At 71.8% G+C, this 18713-nt stretch carries 17 protein-coding genes; 10 read left to right on the top strand and 7 right to left on the bottom strand.

From position 1 onward, the window contains the following. Positions 1–22: 22 nt before the first annotated feature. Complete coding sequence (locus WDV06_RS21550) at positions 23–1225, top strand: serine hydrolase domain-containing protein (protein ID WP_395511398.1); 1203 nt, start codon at positions 23–25, stop codon at positions 1223–1225. On the opposite strand, the gene WDV06_RS21555 is transcribed toward WDV06_RS21550, so the two are convergent. The 3 genes from WDV06_RS21555 to WDV06_RS21565 form a co-directional block, all read right to left on the bottom strand. Next, complete coding sequence (locus WDV06_RS21555) at positions 1192–1701, bottom strand: hypothetical protein (protein WP_395511399.1); 510 nt, start codon at positions 1699–1701, stop codon at positions 1192–1194. The genes WDV06_RS21550 and WDV06_RS21555 overlap by 34 nt on opposite strands. A 77-nt stretch (positions 1702–1778) precedes the next feature. Continuing rightward, positions 1779–2957 carry a polyamine ABC transporter substrate-binding protein gene (locus tag WDV06_RS21560; RefSeq protein ID WP_395511400.1) on the bottom strand — a complete coding sequence of 393 codons (1179 nt, stop codon included), beginning with the start codon at positions 2955–2957 and terminating at the stop codon, positions 1779–1781. Positions 2958–3087: 130 nt separating this feature from the next. Next, the gene (locus WDV06_RS21565; protein WP_395511401.1) at positions 3088–4527 is read right to left on the bottom strand and encodes a gamma-aminobutyraldehyde dehydrogenase; all 1440 of its coding nucleotides are present in this window, start codon (positions 4525–4527) and stop codon (positions 3088–3090) included. A gap of 169 nt (positions 4528–4696) precedes the next feature. Here WDV06_RS21565 and WDV06_RS21570 point away from each other — a divergent pair, with 169 nt between their 5' ends. The 9 genes from WDV06_RS21570 (at position 4697) to WDV06_RS21610 (ending at position 13362) form a co-directional block, all read left to right on the top strand. Next, positions 4697–5200 carry an Lrp/AsnC family transcriptional regulator gene (locus WDV06_RS21570; RefSeq protein ID WP_042814156.1) on the top strand — a complete coding sequence of 168 codons (504 nt, stop codon included), beginning with the start codon at positions 4697–4699 and terminating at the stop codon, positions 5198–5200. Between the two features lie 3 nt (positions 5201–5203). Beyond that, a complete protein-coding gene (locus WDV06_RS21575; RefSeq protein WP_395511402.1) occupies positions 5204–6565 on the top strand; it encodes an aspartate aminotransferase family protein in 1362 nt (453 codons plus the stop codon). 169 nt (positions 6566–6734) lie between these two features. Next, positions 6735–7490 carry an ABC transporter ATP-binding protein gene (locus WDV06_RS21580; protein ID WP_395511403.1) on the top strand — a complete coding sequence of 252 codons (756 nt, stop codon included), beginning with the start codon at positions 6735–6737 and terminating at the stop codon, positions 7488–7490. Further along, a complete protein-coding gene (locus WDV06_RS21585) occupies positions 7472–8554 on the top strand; it encodes a hypothetical protein (RefSeq protein ID WP_395511404.1) in 1083 nt (360 codons plus the stop codon). Before WDV06_RS21580 ends, WDV06_RS21585 begins: the two co-directional genes overlap by 19 nt. A 161-nt stretch (positions 8555–8715) precedes the next feature. Next, positions 8716–9621, top strand: a complete 906-nt coding sequence (locus WDV06_RS21590; protein WP_395511405.1) for a DMT family protein — start codon at positions 8716–8718, stop codon at positions 9619–9621. A 102-nt stretch (positions 9622–9723) separates the two neighbouring features. Next, positions 9724–10344 (top strand): hypothetical protein, encoded by a 621-nt coding sequence (locus WDV06_RS21595; RefSeq protein WP_395511406.1) that lies wholly within the window; start codon positions 9724–9726, stop codon positions 10342–10344. 125 nt (positions 10345–10469) lie between these two features. Then, complete coding sequence (locus WDV06_RS21600; protein WP_045945968.1) at positions 10470–10700, top strand: ferredoxin; 231 nt, start codon at positions 10470–10472, stop codon at positions 10698–10700. Then, entirely contained in the window at positions 10690–12084 is a 1395-nt protein-coding gene (locus WDV06_RS21605; protein WP_395511407.1) for an NAD(P)/FAD-dependent oxidoreductase, read from the top strand. The genes WDV06_RS21600 and WDV06_RS21605 overlap by 11 nt, the downstream gene beginning before the upstream one ends. Positions 12085–12111: 27 nt before the next feature. Further along, the gene (locus WDV06_RS21610) at positions 12112–13362 is read left to right on the top strand and encodes a cytochrome P450 (RefSeq protein ID WP_395511408.1); all 1251 of its coding nucleotides are present in this window, start codon (positions 12112–12114) and stop codon (positions 13360–13362) included. 28 nt (positions 13363–13390) lie between these two features. Here the strand turns inward: WDV06_RS21610 and WDV06_RS21615 are convergent, their stop codons facing one another. From WDV06_RS21615 to rlmN, 4 genes are all read right to left on the bottom strand, one after another. Continuing rightward, the gene (locus WDV06_RS21615) at positions 13391–14413 is read right to left on the bottom strand and encodes an ABC transporter ATP-binding protein (RefSeq protein WP_395511409.1); all 1023 of its coding nucleotides are present in this window, start codon (positions 14411–14413) and stop codon (positions 13391–13393) included. Continuing rightward, the gene (locus WDV06_RS21620) at positions 14413–16029 is read right to left on the bottom strand and encodes an ABC transporter permease (RefSeq protein ID WP_395511410.1); all 1617 of its coding nucleotides are present in this window, start codon (positions 16027–16029) and stop codon (positions 14413–14415) included. The genes WDV06_RS21615 and WDV06_RS21620 overlap by 1 nt, the downstream gene beginning before the upstream one ends. 56 nt (positions 16030–16085) lie before the next feature. Beyond that, a complete protein-coding gene (locus WDV06_RS21625) occupies positions 16086–17186 on the bottom strand; it encodes a thiamine ABC transporter substrate-binding protein (RefSeq protein ID WP_395511411.1) in 1101 nt (366 codons plus the stop codon). Between the two features lie 236 nt (positions 17187–17422). Beyond that, positions 17423–18538 carry a dual-specificity RNA methyltransferase RlmN gene (gene rlmN / locus WDV06_RS21630; RefSeq protein WP_395511412.1) on the bottom strand — a complete coding sequence of 372 codons (1116 nt, stop codon included), beginning with the start codon at positions 18536–18538 and terminating at the stop codon, positions 17423–17425. Between the last annotated feature and the right edge of the window lie 175 nt (positions 18539–18713).

Genomic DNA, 18713 nt, shown 5'->3' on the forward strand with positions numbered 1-18713 from the left:
GTCGCACACATGGGGAACCGTCATGAAGGCACGTACGCGCACGCTGGTCGCCGCCGCTCTGGTCCTGGGCCTCACCGCCGGTCCGGTGGCCGCCGCCCAGGCCGTCCCGTCCGCCGCGCCGTCGGCGCCGGTCTCGGCGGGGGCCGCGTCCCCGGTGTTCTCGGCCCCGCCGGACGCGGAGGCGCTGCGGAAGGCGATCGCGGGGGTGGGCCCGCGGAACAAGGACGCGACGGCGGCACTGGTCCGGGTGGGCGGGACGAGCGGCGGCTGGCACGGCGCTGCGGGCGTCGCGGACGTCCGCAGCGGGCGTCCGGCGGTGGAGGAGGCCCGGTTCCGGGCCGGGTCGGTGACGAAGACGTTCACGGCGGCAGTGGTGCTCCAGCTGGCGGCCGAGGGGGCGGTGGACCTGGACCGGCCGGTGCAGGACTACCTGCCCGGGCTCCTCCCCGGGTTCGAGCCGGTGACGGTGCGGCAGCTGCTGAACTACACGAGCGGTCTGCGCTCCGCCGACGGGCCCGGGGACGCCTTCGAGGACGAGTACGCCCACCGCTTCGACCTGGTCGACCCGCACGCGCTGATCGCCAACGCGGTGGCGAAGGGGCCGGAGTTCAGGCCCGGGGAGAAGCAGCGGTACAGCAACATCCACTACACGGTGCTGGGCGTGCTGATCGAGAAGCTGACGGGGGCGTCGTACGAGCGGGCCGTCGAGGACCGGATCATCAGGCCGCTGGGACTGCGCCACACCTCGTTCCCGGCCCGTACGCAAAGCCGTATGCCGGGGCCGTACAACCACGGCTACCAGGCGGTGGCGCAGGCGGACGGCAGCCGCACGCTGGTCGACGTGTCGGACTGGAACTCCTCGTCCAACTGGGCGGCGGGGGACCTGATATCGACGACGGCGGACCTGGAGCGGTTCACGGTGGCCCTGTTCGGCGGCCGGGTGGTGCCGAGGGCGCAGCTGGAGGAGATGTTCACCGTCCCCGACGTGGCGGACGCCGACAGCGGCAAGCACGCCGTGCAGACGGCCGGCATGAAGGAGTTCGTCCTCCCGGACGGCACGAAGCTCTACGGCAAGACGGGCTCCCGGTACGGCTACAGCACGGTGATCGGCGGCACCCGTGACCTGTCGCGCACGCTGGTCTACTCGGTGAACGCCACGGACGCCAAGGGCCGCGAGATGAACGCGGTGGCCTACGGGATCATCGGCGCGGCCTTCGCCAAGTAGCCTGCGCCCTCGGTCTCCTGGAGGGTCTCCAGCCGTTTGATCAGGCGGCGCAGCACCAGGAGGGGGATGATCCCGAAGACGCCGAACGACATGTCGATCAGCGTCCAGCCGAAGGGGAGCCCGCGGATCGGTCCGCAGATCAGGGCGAGCGGGATGATGCCGACGCAGGCGGCCATGCCGGCTTCGACGATCCAGACGTTGCGGACCGGGTCGCGGTGGACCCCGTAGAAGAACACCGCGATCACCAGGTGCGCGAAGGCGAGCCAGTCGGTGCCGTAGAGGAGGAAGGGGTACTCGGCGTCGGCGCGGTCCAGTCCGGCCCCGACCCGGCGCAGCCAGTCGTGGGAGACCAGGGAGTTGGCCCAGTGGAGTTCGGTGACCAGGGGGAAGGCGGTGAGCCCGCTGAGGACCAGACAGACCAGGAACAGCGCAAGCCAGGCACGGATCCGCCGCAGGAGGGCGTTTCTCTCGCTCATGGAAGGGAGCCTACATGCAGGATTGAACACGTTCAGCCAAGTTCCTGAACATGTTCAATCCTGCCGCGCGACCTTGATCACAGCCCGACGATGGAGTTCCAGCGCGGCGCGAAGGAGCGGCGTTCCGACGAGGAGATGTCGCGGGCCACGACCAGGCGCCGCCGCATGTCGTCGTCCGGGAAGATCAGGGGGTTCTCGGCCAGTTCGGCGGTCTTCCTGTCCGGGGAGCCGGCCAGGACCTCGCGGGCGGCGGGGACCGGGCAGACGTAGTTGACCGCCGCGGCCAGCTCCGCCGCCACCGCCGGGTCGTAGTAGTAGTCGACCAGCGCCTCCGCGTTGGCCTTGTGGCGGGCGAGGTTGGGGACGAGCATGCTCTCCGCCCACAGCTCCGCCCCCTCCTCGGGGACGACGAACTCGATGTCGGGGTTGTCGGCCTTCAGCTGGATGGCGTCGCCGGAGTAGGCCTGGCAGGCGAGGACGTCGCCCTTGCCGAGGTCGGAGGTGTAGTCGTTGCCGGTGAAGCGGCGGATGTGCTTCTTCCTCACCATGCTCTCGACCTGGTCGCACATCCGGTGGAAGTCGGACTCGGTCCAGCGGGTGGTGTCGGTTCCGTTGCCCTGCATCAGCAGGGCGAAGGACTCGTCGAGTCCGGAGAAGAGGGTCACCTTGCCCGCGAGGTCGGGGTGCCACAAGTCCTGGACGGACTTGATCTCGCGGCCCAGCGCCTTGCGGTTGTAGGCGATGCCGGTGATCCCGGACTGCCAGGGGACGGTGTGCAGCCGGCCCGGGTCGAAGGCGGGGGATCGCAGCTGCGGGTCGAGGTGCTTCGCCACGTTCGCCTGCGCCGCGCGGTCCATCGTCTGGGCCCAGCCCAGGTGGACGAAGCGGGCGGCCATCCAGTCGCTGACCACCACGAGGTCGTGGCCGGTCGCCTGGTGGTTCATCAGGGACGGGCTGACCTTGCCGAAGAACTCGTCGTTGTCGTTGATCTCCTCGGTGTACCGGACCTCGATGCCGGTCTTCTCCGAGAAGGCGTCCAGCGTCGGGCGCTTCTCCTCGTCCTGGTCATCGGTGTCTATGTACATCGGCCAGTTGGAGAAGGCGAGGGTGCGCTCCCGCTCCGAGAGGTCCTGGCCCTGCCTGCGGCCCTCCGGGACGTAGGCGGCGGGTACACCGCAGCCGGCGAGGGCGGCCAGCAGGCCTGCGGCACCGAGGCCGCGCAGCGCCGCGCGGCGGGAGAAGGGGAGTTCAGGCATGGGCTCAGCCTCGGTCAACACGAAAGGGGCGGGCAATAGACAACGTGTCTACCACCCGCCCCTTCAGTGACCTGCGGTGATCAGTGCGCGGTGGGTCCCCGCACGCCGATCAGCCGGCCGCCGGGCCGGTTCAGCCGTCGAGCGAGGTCATCACGTGCTTGATGCGGGTGTAGTCCTCGAAGCCGTAGGCGGAGAGGTCCTTGCCGTAGCCGGACTTCTTGAAGCCGCCGTGCGGCATCTCGGCGACGAGCGGGATGTGGGTGTTGATCCACACGCAGCCGAAGTCGAGGTTCTTGGACATGCGCATCGCACGGCCGTGGTCCTTGGTCCACACGGAGGAGGCGAGGGCGTACTCGACGCCGTTCGCGTACTCCAGGGCCTGGGCCTCGTCCGCGAAGGACTGGACGGTGATGACGGGGCCGAAGACCTCGTTCTGGATGATCTCGTCGTCCTGCTTCAGGCCCGAGACCACGGTCGGGGCGTAGAAGTAGCCCTTCTCGCCGACCTGGTGGCCGCCCGCCTCGACCTTGGCGTGGGCGGGGAGGCGCTCGATGAAGCCCGCGACCTGCTTGAGCTGGTTCGGGTTGTTCAGCGGGCCGTAGAGCACGTCCTCGTCGTCCGGCTGGCCGGTCTTGGTCTCCGCGGCGGCCTTGGCGAGCGCGGCCACGAACTCGTCGTGGACCGACTCCTGCACGAGCACGCGGGTGGCGGCGGTACAGTCCTGGCCCGCGTTGAAGTAGCCGGCGACGGCGATGTCCTCGACGGCCTTGGCGATGTCGGCGTCCTCGAAGACCACGACGGGGGCCTTGCCGCCGAGCTCCAGGTGGACGCGCTTGACGTCCTTGGAGGCGCTCTCGGCGACCTGCATGCCCGCGCGCACCGAGCCGGTGATGGAGGCCATCGCCGGGGTGGAGTGCTCGACCATGGCCTTGCCGGTCTCGCGGTCGCCGCAGACGACGTTGAAGACGCCCTTGGGCAGGATCGAGTCGATGATCTCCGCCATCAGCACCGTGGAGGCCGGGGTGGTGTCGGAGGGCTTGAGGACGACGGTGTTGCCCGCGGCGATCGCCGGGGCGAACTTCCACACGGCCATCATCATCGGGTAGTTCCAGGGCGCGACCTGGGCGCAGACGCCGACCGGCTCACGGCGGATGATCGAGGTCATCCCGTCCATGTACTCGCCGGCGGAGCGGCCCTCCAGCAGGCGCGCGGCACCCGCGAAGAAGCGGATCTGGTCCACCATCGGGGGCAGCTCCTCGCTGGCCGTCAGGGCCAGCGGCTTGCCGGTGTTCTCCGACTCGGCGGCGACGAGCTCCTCCGCGCGCGCCTCGAAGGCGTCCGCGATCTTGAGGAGGGCCTTCTGCCGCTCGGAGGGGGTGGTGTCGCGCCAGCCCGGGAAGGCGGCCGCGGCGGCGGCCATGGCGGCGTCCACATCGGCCTGCCCGGACAGCGGCGCGGTCGCGTACACCTCGCCGGTGGCCGGGTTGACCACCTCAGTGGTCCGCCCGTCGGCGGCGTCCTTGAACTCCCCGCCGATGTAGTTGCGCAGACGACGCAGTTCGGTGGTCACTACAGCCACTCTCCTGATCACATGTCCAACGATTGAGACAAGGCCCAAGGGTAGCCCCTCGGGCGACGCTTTCGACAGAGCCGGACCCGGCCAACTACGAAATCCGTGCATCCAACGACGATCCACAACGGATTTCATCGATTACGGGTTGCGGAACGGACGACTCCTCGTGCACAGTGGCGTCGTGGTCAGTCGAAGCGCAGATTCCAGGAACAGACAACCGTCCCCTTCGGTCGATGCTGTGTCCCTGGCGATCATCGAGCAACTGCAGGAAGACGGCCGGCGCCCCTACGCGTCGATCGGCAAGGCCGTGGGCCTCTCCGAAGCAGCCGTGCGCCAGCGCGTGCAGAAGCTGCTCGACCAGGGCGTCATGCAGATCGTCGCCGTCACCGACCCGCTCACCGTGGGTCTGCGGCGCCAGGCCATGGTCGGCATCAACGTCGAGGGCGACCTCGATCCGGTGGCCGACGCCCTGACCGCCATGGCCGAGTGCGAATACGTCGTGATGACCGCCGGGTCATTCGACCTGATGGTGGAAATCGTCTGCGAGGACGACGACCACCTGCTCGAAACGATCAACAAGAAGATCCGCACGCTCCCCGGCGTGCGCTCCACCGAGAGCTTCGTTTACCTGAAGCTCAAGAAGCAGACCTACATGTGGGGAACTCGATAGCCCGTGAGCCAGGACCTCTCCAAAACCGCGTACGACCACCTGTGGATGCACTTCACCCGCATGTCGTCGTACGAGAACGCGCCCGTCCCCACCATCGTGCGGGGTGAGGGCACCTACATCTTCGACGACAAGGGCAAGCGCTACCTGGACGGTCTCGCCGGACTGTTCGTGGTCAACGCGGGTCACGGCCGCAAGGAACTGGCCGAGGTCGCCTACAAGCAGGCCCAGGAGCTCGCGTTCTTCCCCGTGTGGTCGTACGCGCACCCCAAGGCCGTCGAGCTGGCCGAGCGCCTCGCCGGCTACGCCCCCGGGGACCTGAACAAGGTCTTCTTCACCACCGGTGGCGGCGAGGCCGTCGAGACCGCGTGGAAGCTCGCCAAGCAGTACTTCAAGCTGCAGGGCAAGCACACCAAGTACAAGGTCATCTCGCGTGCGGTCGCCTACCACGGCACCCCGCAGGGCGCCCTGTCCATCACCGGCCTGCCGGCCCTCAAGGCCCCCTTCGAGCCGCTGGTCCCCGGCGCGCACAAGGTGCCGAACACCAACATCTACCGCGCCCCGATCCACGGCGACGACCCCGAGGCCTTCGGCCGCTGGTGCGCCGACCAGATCGAGCAGCAGATCCTCTTCGAGGGCCCCGACACCGTGGCGGCCGTCTTCCTGGAGCCCGTCCAGAACGCGGGCGGCTGCTTCCCGCCCCCGCCCGGGTACTTCCAGCGGGTGCGCGAGATCTGCGACACCTACGACGTGCTGCTCGTCTCCGACGAGACGATCTGCGCCTTCGGCCGTCTGGGCACGATGTTCGCCTGCGACAAGTTCGGCTTCGTGCCGGACATGATCACCTGCGCCAAGGGCATGACCTCGGGCTACTCCCCGATCGGTGCCTGCATCGTCTCGGACCGCATCGCGGAGCCGTTCTACAAGGGCGACAACACCTTCCTGCACGGCTACACGTTCGGCGGACACCCCGTGTCCTCCGCGGTGGCCCTGGCCAACCTCGACATCTTCGACAAGGAAGGCCTGAACCAGCACGTGCTGGACCAGGAGGGCAACTTCTTCAGCACCCTGCAGAAGCTGCACGACCTCCCGATCGTCGGCGACGTCCGCGGCAACGGCTTCTTCTACGGCATCGAGCTCGTGAAGGACAAGGTCACCAAGGAGTCCTTCACGGACGAGGAGACCGAGCGCGTGCTCTACGGCTTCCTCTCCAAGGCGCTCTTCGACAACGGCCTGTACTGCCGGGCCGACGACCGCGGCGACCCGGTCATCCAGCTGGCCCCGCCGCTGATCGCGGACCAGGGCACCTTCGACGAGATCGAGGGCATCCTGCGCAACGTGCTCACCGAGGCCTGGACCAAGCTGTAAACAACAGAAAATAGGCCCATCCACACGGCCCGGATCCTCTGTTCGAGTGAGAACAGGGTGGTCCGGGCCGTGTGCTGTCACCATCCAAGCTGTTCATCTCCTTACATCTCAGTGCGGGCCAGTGACCGAAAGCGGCTCCGCTTCGTTCCCCCGGACGGAGGTGTACGCCATGGTGGCTCCACCGGACAGTGCCCCGCCAGACGACGACGTCCTCTGGGCGCGGTCCCTTCACTACTCCCACAGCGGTTCCCCCGGTCTGATCGGCGTCTGCGCCCGGGTCCGGCAGGGCGAGATCCTCGCCGTGACCGGCCCGCGCGGCAGCGGCAAGACCACCCTGCTGCGCTGCCTGGCCGGACGGCTGGTCCCCGACCAGGGCGAGGTCCGCTTCGACGGCATCGCCGTCCACACGCTGCGCCCCTCGGCCCGCGAGCGTCTGTTCCGCGCCCGGTTCGCCTGGATCGGGCCCGACCCGCAGCTGCTGCCCGAGCTCAAGGTGTGGGAGAACGCCGCCCTGCCCCTGCTCCTCGCCGGCGCCCCGCACCGCGCCGCCCGGGCCGCCGCCCACGAGTGGCTGGAGCGGCTCGACATCGGCGGCTTCGCCGGCAAGCGCCCCGGCGCCCTGAACCGCGCCGAGTCCCAACGGGTGGCCCTGACGCGCGCCCTGGTCGGGTCGCCCTCGGTCCTCTTCGCCGACGAGCCGACCGCCCCGCTGCACCGCGCCGAGCGCGCGCTGCTGCTCCGCACGCTCACCACGGCCGCGCGCTCGCACGGGATCACGGTGGTCCTCGCCACCCACGACGAGGAGACCGCCGACGCCGCGGACCGGCGCCTGGCCCTGGTCGACGGCCGCCCGGCCGACGCGGCCGCAGCCGCCGACTCACCCGGAACCACGGAGGAGCAGGCCGCGTGCTCTCTCTCCGCCTAGTCCGCGGCTCCCGCCCCCTGGTCCAGCTGCGCAGACTCCTGGTCGCCGCCGCCTGCGCCGGCAGCGGCTTCCTCCTGCTGTACGTCCTCGCCGACGCCGAGGCACGGGGAGGCGGATCGTTCCCCCGGCTGCTGTGGGCCCTGGTCCCGCTCGCCGCCACGGTCCAGTTCGCCGTCGCGGTGGCCCGGACCGACCCGGCGACCCGCCCCCGCGAGGGGCTCGACGCCGTCGGGCTGGGACCCGTACGCCTGGCCCTGGCCGCGGCGGTCTCCACCGCCGTCGCCTGCGCCCTGGGCAGCGCCCTCGCCCTCGCCGCCTTCCTCCACCTGCGGGGCGACCTCGCCGGACTGCCCTTCGACGGGGCCGGTGCCCGGCTGCTGCACGCCGGCCGGCCCTTGCCGGCGGCGGCCGCCCTCACCCTCCTGGCCCTGCTCCCCCTGACCGCCTCCGCCGCGACGGCCCTCGCCCTGCGCCCGCGGCCCCCGCACTCCTGGCAGGCCCCCCAGACGGGCGTTCCCTGGGGAGTGGCGCTCGCGGCGTGCGGGCTCGCCCTGCTGGCCTACGCCCGCCCGGACGGCCCGGCGGTGCCGGCGGCCGGCGTCCTGATCGCGGTCGGCCTGGCCCTCGCCGGACCCGGCCTCGCCTACGCCTGCGGCACCCTGCTCCAGGCCATCCGCCCGGGCGCGGTCCGGCTGCTGGCCGGACGGACCCTCCAGGAGGAGGCGTCCCGGCTGGGCCGTCCGCTCGGGGTGCTGTGCGCCGTCGGTGCGGCGGCGCTCACCGTCACCCTGGCCCCGGGCGGCCCCCAGGGAGGGGCGCCGCTGGGGCCGCTGACCGGACCGGCCGCCGGGCTCGTCGCGGTCTGCGCGGCCGCCTCCCTGCTCACCGCCGCGGTCGAGTCCCGGCAGGCCCGCGGGGCGGCCCGGGCGGCCCTGCTCGACCTGGGCACCCCGGGCACGGTGCTGCGTACGGCCGCGGGCCTGCGGGCCGCCGCCCTGCTCGCCGGCTGCGTGCCGCTCGTGTGGGGCGTGGCGCAGCTGACCTCGCTGGCCCTGACCCGCTGAACGGGCCGGCCCCCGGGGTCGGCCGGATGGTCGACCCCGGGGGCCGGCCCCTCCGGGCAAAGAAAAGGTCAACGAACCCTCTTGCGGAGGCAACTCCGCGGCCCGATCCGACGTCTGGCAGAGGTACCGCCTTACCTGCCAGACGTTGAACGGAGCCCTCTGTGCTCATAGGCCTGCTGACCGCTGTCGCGGCGTCCATCTGCTACGGGACGGGCTCCGTCCTGCAAGCCGTCGGCTCGCGCCGGGCCGCCCGGACGTCGCCGGCCGCCGCCGGGGTGACCGCCCACGGCGGCCCCAACCTCTCCTCCACCGCCAAGGCCGCGATGACCTGGGAGTTCATCGTCGGCACGATCCTGGACTTCGTGGGCTTCGGGCTCGGCGCGCTGGCCGCGCGCCTGCTGCCCCTCTTCCTCTCCCAGACCGTGATCAGCGCCAACCTGGTGATCACGGCCGTGCTGAGCGTGAAGATGCTGGGCATCCGCCTCTCCCGCAAGGAATGGACCTCGATCGGGGTCGTCTGCGCCGCGCTGGTGCTGCTCGCGACGGCCGCCGGCCACGAGGGCGGCCACCACGCCCCGATGTCCACGCACTGGTGGCTGCTGGCGGTGACCCTGCTGATCATCGTCGGCGGCACGGTGGCCGTACGGTTCCTCGGCGCGCGGGCCGCGATCCTGGCGGGCCTGCTGTCGGGCCTGGCCTTCGGCGCGCTGGGCGTGGGCGTCCGCGTCCTGGACGGGATCGACCCCTTCGACCTGGTCACGCTGCTCACCGACCCCGCGCTGTACGCGATCCTCGTCGCCGGTGTCGGCGGCATGTACCTGCACACCGTGGCCCTCCAGATCGGCTCGGTGAACGGCGCCACGGCCGCCCTGGTGGTGGGCGAGACGGTGCTCCCGGGCGCGATCGGCGTCCTGTGGCTCGGCGACGCCTCCCGTCCCGGGCTGGCCTGGCTGGCGGTCGTCGGGTTCGTGCTGGCGGTCACCGGCGCCGTCGCCGTGGCCTGGTACGGCAACCACGACGGGGCCGAGGCCCCGGCGGAGGAACAGGTCCCGGAGCCCGTGGGCTGAGCCGCCGGCCCGGCCTGACCGCCCCCGCCGGCGCCGCGCTGCCGTTCACCCCGTCGGGTCCCCGGGGTGGCGCGGCCACGGCCGCCGGGGCCTGCTGAAGGCATGGACGATCCCACCTCCACCCGGCTGCGCACGCCCCGGGCCGCCGGGACGGCCGGTGTGATGTTCGCCGTACTGGTCGCGGCGGCGATCGTGCTCATGCGGACCGCCATCCCCTCGGGGAGCCCGGCCGATGCGGCCGTCCCCCCGGACCGGCGCTGGGCCGTGCGGCTCGCGCTGGAGATCGTCCCCTTCGCGGGGATCTTCTTCCTGTGGTTCATGGGGGCGCTGCGGGAGCACGCGGGCGCGGTGGAGGATCGTTTCTTCGCCACGGTGTTCCTGGGCAGCGGGTTCATCTTCGTCGCCACCCTCTTCGTGTCCGCCGCGGCGGCCGGGACCGTACTGAGCGAGGCCGGGTCGCCCTCCGGGTTCGGCCGGCCCTTCGCGTACACCGTGCTGTCCACCTACGCCATGCGCATGGCGGCCGTGGTCGTCTTCTCGACCTCGGCCATCGGCCGCCGGCTCCGCGTCTTCCCCCGTCCGCTGGCCCTGATCGGCTTCGCGACCGGGCTGGCCCTGCTGGTGCTGGGGTCGGGGGTGCCGTGGGTGGAGATCGTCTTCCCGGTCTGGGTCCTCGTCGTCAGCCTCCACATCCTCCGCGCCGGCCTGCACCGCACCTCCTGACCTGTGCCTTCGCCGCCCGCTGCGCCCGGCAGGCGGCGAACGGCCCGTGCGCGCATGCTGGAGGGGTGGCGGGGGGCCTCGGGGGCAGTTCGGGGGTCATCAGGGCATGGAAAGGCTGATGCCTCATGAGGCTCGTCGTCGACCTGAACCGCTGTCAGGGATACGCGCAGTGCGCGTTCCTCGCACCCGACGTCTTCGCCATGCACGGCGACGAGTCACTGCTCTACAACCCGCAGGCCCCCGACGACCAGCACGACAACGTCGTGCGCGCCGCCCACGCCTGCCCCGTCCGGGCCATCCTCCTGGACGCCATGAACGGGTCCCTCCAAGCTCCGGAGGCCAGCGGTGAACAGTGACGGAGCCCTGGAGCGGCTCAAGCGCGAGGGCCGCATCGTCGTCGTGGGCGCCTCCCTGGCCGGCCTGCGGGCCGCCGAGAAGATGCGCGAGAAGGGCTTCGCGGGTGAGCTGACGATGATCGGCGACGAACCCCACGAGCCTTACGACCGCCCGCCCCTGTCCAAGCAGGTCCTGCTGGGCATGGCGACCGCCGACGGGACGGCCCTGCCGCGCCGCCGGGACATCGACGCGAAGTGGCGCCTCGGGGTACCCGCCGCCGGCCTGGACATGGCGGCCAGCCGGGTCCGGATGGCCGACGGCGACGAGGTCGAGTACGACCGGCTGCTGATCGCCACCGGGGTGCGCGCCCGGCCCTGGCCGAACCCCGAAGAGGCCGCCCTGGACGGCGTCTTCGTGCTGCGCACCCGCGGTGACGCGGCGGCCCTGGAACGCGCCCTCGCGGCCGGCCCGGGCCGGGTCCTGGTGATCGGCGCCGGGTTCACGGGCTCCGAGATCGCATCCGCCTGCCGGGAGCGCGGCCTCGCCGTCACCGTGGCCGAACGCGCGGACGCCCCGCTGGTCGGCGCGCTCGGCGGGGTGGTCGGAGCCGTGGCGGCCGACATGCACCGCGAGAACGGGGTCGACCTGCGCACCGGGATCATGGTGACGGCCCTGGAGGGCGACTCCTCCGGGCGGGTCCGCGCCGCGCACCTGTCCGACGGCACCACGCTGGAGGCGGAGGTGGTGGTCGTCTCGCTCGGCGCCCAGCGCAACACCGAATGGCTCACCGGTTCCGGGCTCGGCGCGGGTCCGCGCGGCATCGCCTGCGACGCGGGCTGCCGGGCCTTCGACATCCGGGGCATCGTCACCGACGACATCTACGTGGCCGGCGACGTCGCCCGCTCCCCGCACGCCCTGTTCGGCTACCAGTTCCTGTCCCTGGAGCACTGGGGAAACGCCGTGGCCCAGGCCGAGACCGCCGCGCACAACATGCTCAGCACGAGCGCCGAACGCAGGCCCCACCTGTGGGTCCCGGCGTTCTGGTCCTCCCAGTTCGGTGTGAACATCAAGTCGGTCGGGGTCCCCTCGATGGGCACGGAGATCATGATCACCCAGGGTTCGCGGGCCGAACGCCGCTTCGTCGGCGTGTACGGCTACCAGGGCCGCGTCATCGGGGCCGTCACCTTCGACCAGTGCCGCTGGCTGGACTTCTACGAGCAGCAGATCGAGCAGACCGCGCCGTTCCCGCCGCCCTACCCGACGGTGGACCGCAGGCCCGAGGGCGAACGTCCGGTGCCCGCGGACTTCCCCGACCCCTCGGTGCCCACGCACGGCCCGACCATCACCCTGAGCGGCCACTCTCCGGCGGACCGGCGGATGACCTTCACTCCGGCGCACAACTGAGCACGAGCACGAGCACGAGGACCCCTCATGACCCAAGGCATCCTGCGGCAGATCCTCGACTACTCCAGCCGCGCCAACCCGTACCCGCTGTACCAGGAGCTCCGTGCGACCCCGGTGTTCCACGACGGCGACGGCCCGTACGTCATCAGCACCTACCACGAGATCAAGGGCCTGCTGCACGACCCGCGCATCAGCTCCGACTCCCGCAACCTGACGGCGACGGCCGGCGACCCGCTGAACCAGGCGGAGGAGGGCGAGTCGGACGTCCTGCCGCCGTCCTTCCTGAAGCTGGACCCGCCCGACCACGACCGGCTGCGCCGCATGACCAACCGCCCCTTCGGACCCCCGCACTCCCCGCGCCGGGTGGAACAGATGCGCGGCGAGCTCGGCGGCATCGTCACCGGGCTGATCGACACGATCGCCGCGAAGGGCGACCCGGCCCGGATCGACCTGGTGGAGGAGTTCTCCTACCCCTTCCCGGTGACGGTCATCTGCCGGCTGCTGGGCGTGCCGCCCGAGGACGAGGCCCGTTTCCACGTCTGGGCCGACACCCTGGCCGCGAGCCTGGACCCCGATCCCGACGCCGACCCCGCCGAACGCGCCAAGAAGACGGAGGGCGCCCGGATGGAGCTCGGCATGTACCTGGCCGCGCTGATCGAGGAACGGCGCAAGAACCCGACCGGCGACATGCTCTCGGAGCTGGCCACCGGACAGGGCCCGGACGGCACGATGAGCACGATGGAGGTCCTCAGCACGGCGGCGCTGCTGCTGATCGCCGGCCACGAGACCACCGTCAACCTGATCACCAACGGCATGCTCACCCTGCTGCGCAACCCGGAGCACCTGGAGCGGCTGCGCTCCGAGCCAAACCTGGCGGTCCCCATGGTGGAGGAGTTGCTGCGCTTCGAGCCGCCGGTGCAGCTGCTGCCGCAGCGCAGCACTCTGGCCGACATCGAGGTGGCCGGGGTGACCATCCCCAAGGGCTCCTCGCTCTGGCTGATCCTGGCCTCCGGAAACCGCGACCCGAAGCGCTTCGAGGACCCGGACCGCTTCGACCCCGACCGCCCGGACGTCCAGCACCTGGGCCTCGGCAGCGGGATCCACAGCTGTTTCGGGGCGCCGCTGGCCCGGCTGGAGGCCGCACTGGCCCTGAGCGAGCTGGCCCGCCGGCTGGAGAACCCCCGGCTGCTGGAGGACCCGCCGCCCTACCGGCAGAACGCGGTCCTGCGCGGCCCCCGCCACCTGCCGGTCGCCGTCGACGGCATCCGGGCGGCGTAGCAGACGGCGCCCGGGCGGCGTGGGTCTCCTACGCCGACGGCAGGACGACCACCTCGGAGGGCGTGAAGGCCACCGCGATCCGGTCCCCCACGGCCGGCGCGGCGGCCGGCTCGCACTCCGCCTCCAGTACGGGCCCCCGCGCGGGCCGCAGCAGCAGGGCCACGTGCCTGCCGCGGAAGGTCCGGGACTCCACCACGCAGTCCAGCCCGCCCGCGCCCGGCACCACCCCGGTCGGCCGGACCAGCAGCCGCCCCTCCCCCTCGGGCGAGCCGACGGGTACGGGGACCTCGCCCCACGGGGTCGCGGCCGCGCCCCCGGAGACGGTGGCCGGGACCACGTTCTCGAAGCCGAGGAACCGCGCCACGAACTCCGACGCCGGCCGCTGCCACACCTCCAGCGGGGTACCCGCCTGGGCGATCCGCCCGTCCCGCATCACCACCACCCGGTCGGCCAGCGCGAAGGCCTCGCCCTGGTCGTGGGTGACGGCGAGCACGGTGGTGCCCAGCCGGGAGAACAGCCCCTGGAGCTCGACCACCAGCCGCTCGCGCAGCCCCCGGTCCAGCTGGCCCAGCGGCTCGTCCAGCATCAGCAGCCTCGGCGAGGGGGCCAGCGCCCGGGCCAGGGCGACCCGCTGCTGCTCACCGCCCGACAGGGAGGCCACCGCCCGGCGCTGCGCCCCGGGGAGCCCGACCAGCTCCAGCAGGCTCGCCACCCGCTCCTCGTACTCCGGCTTCGCGGAGCCCCGTGCGCGCAGGCCGAAGGCGACGTTCCCGCCGACGTCCCGGTGCGGGAACAGCTGGTGGTCCTGGAACATGAGGCCCACCCCCCGCCGGTGCACCGGGACGCCCGCCTGGTCGGCGCCGGCGAGCACTACCCGTCCGGCGGAGGGCGGCTGGAGCCCGGCCACCACCCGCAGCAGGGTGGACTTGCCGCTGCCGCTCGGCCCCAGGACGCAGACGGTCTCGTGCTCGGCGACCTCCAGGTCCACCGCGTCCACGACCGCCCGGTCGCCGAAGCGGACCGTCACCCCTTCGAGGCGGAGCAGGGTCATCAGAACTCTCCCGAGGTCTTGTCGGGTCGCAGTCGCTCCAGCACCAGCAGGGACACCGCGCACACCAGCATCAGAATCGTGCTCAGGGCCATCGCCTGCCCGTAGTTCATCTCCCCGGCCCGCCCCAGCAGCCGGGCCACGGCCACCGGCAGCGTCGGACGGTCCGGCCGGGCGATGAACACCGTCGCCCCGAACTCGCCCAGCGAGACCGCGAAGGCGAAGCCCGCCGCGATCAGCACCGCCCGGCGCACCAGCGGCAGGTCCACCTCCCGCCAGACCCGCAGCGGGGAGGCACCGAGCACCGCCGCCGCCTCCCGCAGCCGCCCGTCGACCGCCCGCAGCACCGGCAGCATGGTCCGCACCACGAACGGCACCCCGACCAGCGCCTGGGCCAGCGGCACCAGGATCCAGGAGGTGCGCAGGTCCAGCGGCGGCCGGTCCAGGGTGATCAGGAACCCGAAGCCCACCGTCACGGCGGACACCCCGAGCGGCAGCATCAGCAGCGCGTCGAACCCCCGGACGAAGCGGCCCGCCCGGCGGGCCAGCGCCGCAGCCGCGAGCCCGCCGACGGCCAGGGCGATGCCTGTGGCGGCGAGCGCGTACTGGAGGGAGTTCCCGATGGCCTCCAGCGGCGGCACCAGAAAGGTTCCGCCGCCGGCGCCGGCCTCCTGGAGCGCCCGGTAGAACCCGAACCCGTACCCGCCCGGGGCGTCCAGGGACCGCTCCACCAGCACGGCGAGCGGGGCCACGATCAGCAGCGCCACCGTCAGCAGCACTCCGCCCAGCAGTCCGCGCTGCGCCACGCCGCGCGGCGGGTGCGCGGTGCGCGCCGGATCGACGAGCCGCAGCGCGGTCTCCCGCCGGCGCACGGTCCAGGCGTGCACGCCGAGGATCACCCCGACGGCGGCGAACTGGACCAGCGTCAGCACCGCGGCGGTCGGCAGGTCCAGCAGTTGCGCCGTCTGCCGGTAGACCTCGACCTCCAGCGTGGCGTACGAGGGGCCGCCCAGGATCTGCACGACGCCGAAGGAGCTGAAGGTGAACAGGAACACCATCAGCGCGGCGGCCGCCACCGACGGGGCGAGCGCGGGCAGGGTCACCCGCCGCCACGCCGCGAAGCGTCCGGCGCCCAGCACCCGGGCGGCCTCCTCCTGCCGCGGGTCCAGCTGGGCCCACAGCCCGCCGACCGTCCGGACGACGACGGCGTAGTTGAAGAAGACGTGCGCGAGCAGGATCGCCCACACGGTGGTGTCCAGCCGGACCCCCCACACCTCGTCCAGCAGCCCGTTCCGGCCGACCAGCGCCAGGAAGGCCGTGCCGACGACCACGGTCGGCAGCACGAAGGGCACGGTGACCAGGGCGCGCAGCAGCTGCTTGCCGGGGAAGGAGAACCGCGCGAACACGTAGGCGCCGGGGAGCGCCACGAGCAGGGTCAGCACGGTCGAGGCGAACGCCTGCCAGGTCGTGAACCAGAGGACGCCGGCGATGTCCGGCTGGGTGAGGACCTCGCCGATCCGGCCGAACTCCCAACCCTCCTCCGTCCGGAAACCGCGGCCGACGATCGCGGCGACGGGCCAGGCGAAGAACAGCCCGAAGAAGGCGAGCGGCACGGCCATCAGAGCGAGTCTGACGGCGGTGGCCCGCCCGCCCTCCTGCGGAGAGCCTTCGCGTCCTACTTCACGACGATCGAGGACCATGCCTTGACCCACTGGTCACGGTTCTTGGCGATGGTCTCGGGGGCCACGTTCTCCGGCTTCTCGACCACCACGCCGTGCTTCGTGAACACCTCCGGCAGCTTGGCGTCCTTCACCACCGGGTTCACGAACATCTGGAGGGGCATGTCCTCCTGGAACTTCTTGCCGATCAGGAAGTCGATGAGGGCCTTGCCGCCCTCCTCGTTCTTCGCGCCCTTCAGCAGCCCCGCGAACTCGACCTGGCGGAAGCAGGTGCCGGTGGCCACGCCCGTGGGGGCCTCGGCCGGCTGGGGCTCGCCGTAGAGGACCTCGACCGGCGGGCTGGAGGCGTACGAGACGACCAGCGGACGGTCGCCCTTGGCCTTCTTGCCGCCCGCGGAGCCGGAGAAGCGCTCGTTGTAGGCCTGCTCCCAGCCGTCGACGACCTCGACGCCGTTGGCCTTGAGCTTGCTCCAGTAGTCCTTCCAGCCTTCCTCCCCGTACTTGCCGACGGAGGCGAGCAGGAAGCCGAGGCCGGGCGAGGAGGTCGCCGCGTTCTCGGTGACGAGCAGGTTCTTGTACTCCGGCTTGACCAGGTCGTCCAGCGTCTGCGGCGGGGCGATCTTCTTGTCGGCGAAGTACGCCTTGTCGTAGTTGACGCAGATGTCGCCGGAGTCGACGGGGGTGACCCGGTGCTGCTGGTCGAGGACGTACTCGGGCTTGACCTCCGCCAGGCCCTTGGCCTCGTAGGGGGTGAAGATCCCGTTGTCGAGGGCGCGGGAGAGGAGCGTGTTGTCGACACCGAAGAAGACGTCGCCGCGCGGGGAGCCCTTGGTGAGGATCTCCTGGTTCAGGGCTGCGCCGGCGTCCCCGGACTTGAGGACCTTGACGGTGTAGCCGCTCTGCTGCTCGAACTCCTTGAGGACCGAATCGGTCACGTTGAAGGAGTCGTGGGAGACCAGGGTGACGGTCTTGGACTTCGCGGAACCGCTCGCGGCGGCCCCGTCGTCCTTCTTCGTGCCGCCGCCGCACGCGGCCAGCGTGCTGACGCCGAGGGCAGCGGCCAGCGCCGCACCCGCGATCTTCTTGGTGGTGCTCACGGTTGATTCCTCCTGGGTATGACCAGGAGAAGACGCGGCCCTGCCCCGGGCGCTCGCCTGGAGCGCGGCGCCCGGGCAGGGCGCAACAGCTTGAGGTGGTGACCGAACTTCCTACCCAGAATGACCTGGGCGAGGTTCAGAGGGTCTGCGGCCACGGTGCTTGATCTGAAACGTGTGCCGCACTCTCAGCGCTGTGGCGCTCCCCTGTCGGAATATGCAGATGTACGCGGGCCAGCCTACCGCTCGCTCGCCGCGAGCTGTCCGCACGCTCCGTCGATCTCCTGGCCACGGGTGTCCCGTACGGTCACCGGCACACCGTGGCGGGCGATGGCGTCGACGAACGCCCTCGCGTCCTCGGGGCGCGAGGCGGTCCACTTCGAGCCCGGCGTCGGGTTGAGCGGGATCAGGTTGACGTGCACGCGCTTGCCCTTGAGCAGGCGGCCCAGGAGGTCGCCGCGCCAGGCCTGGTCGTTGATGTCGCGGATCAGGGCGTACTCGATGGAGATCCGGCGGCCGGACTTCTCCGCGTACTCCCAGGCCGCGTCCAGGACCTCGCGGACCTTCCAGCGCGTGTTCACGGGAACGAGGGTGTCGCGCAGCTCGTCGTCCGGGGCGTGCAGGGAGACGGCCAGACGGCACTTGAAGCCCTCGTCGGCGAACCGCAGCATGGCGGGGACCAGGCCGACGGTGGAGACGGTGATCCCGCGCTGCGACAGGCCCAGGCCGTCGGGCTCCGGGTCGGTGAGGCGGCGGATGGCGCCGACGACGCGGTTGTAGTTGGCGAGGGGCTCGCCCATGCCCATGAAGACGATGTTGGACAGGCGAGCCGGGCCGCCGGGGACCTCGCCGTCGCGCAGGGCGCGCATGCCGTCGACGATCTGGTGCACGATCTCGGCGGTGGACAGGTTGCGGTCGAGGCCGGCCTGGCCGGTGGCGCAGAACGGGCAGTTCATGCCGCAGCCGGCCTGCGAGGAGATGCACATGGTGACCCGGTCCGGGTAGCGCATCAGCACGGACTCGACGAGCGTGCCGTCGTGCAGCTTCCACAGGGTCTTGCGGGTGGTGTCGTCGTCGCAGCTGATGTGCCGGACGACGTTCATCAGCTCGGGCAGCAGCTCCTGCTGGAGCTTCTCGCGCGAGCCCGCCGGGATGTCGGTCCACTGCGCCGGGTCGTGGGCGTAGCGGGCGAAGTAGTGCTGGGAGAGCTGCTTGGCCCGGAACGGCTTCTCGCCGATCGCGGCGACCGCCTCGCGGCGCTCGGCCGGGGTGAGGTCGGCGAGGTGCCGGGGCGGCTTCTTGGCCCCTCGCGGGGCGACGAAGGTGAGCTCACCCGGAGCGGGACGGGGGGCCATGCGGTACTCCTCGGTACGACGGGGTGGGGGTCACCCCGCGCGTGCAGGGCCGGTCCGTGGCGGCTGGGGCCGCCGGACGGAAAAGGCGCGCCGTGTGGACACGGCGCGCCCGCCCGGGTAAACCCGGCCCGTCCCGTGCGCCCGTGGCGCCCCACACCGCCACCACCCGCCCGAC

The organism is Streptomyces racemochromogenes (assembly GCF_044129415.1).
In the GTDB taxonomy this organism is placed as follows: Bacteria; Actinomycetota; Actinomycetes; order Streptomycetales; family Streptomycetaceae; genus Streptomyces; species Streptomyces racemochromogenes_A.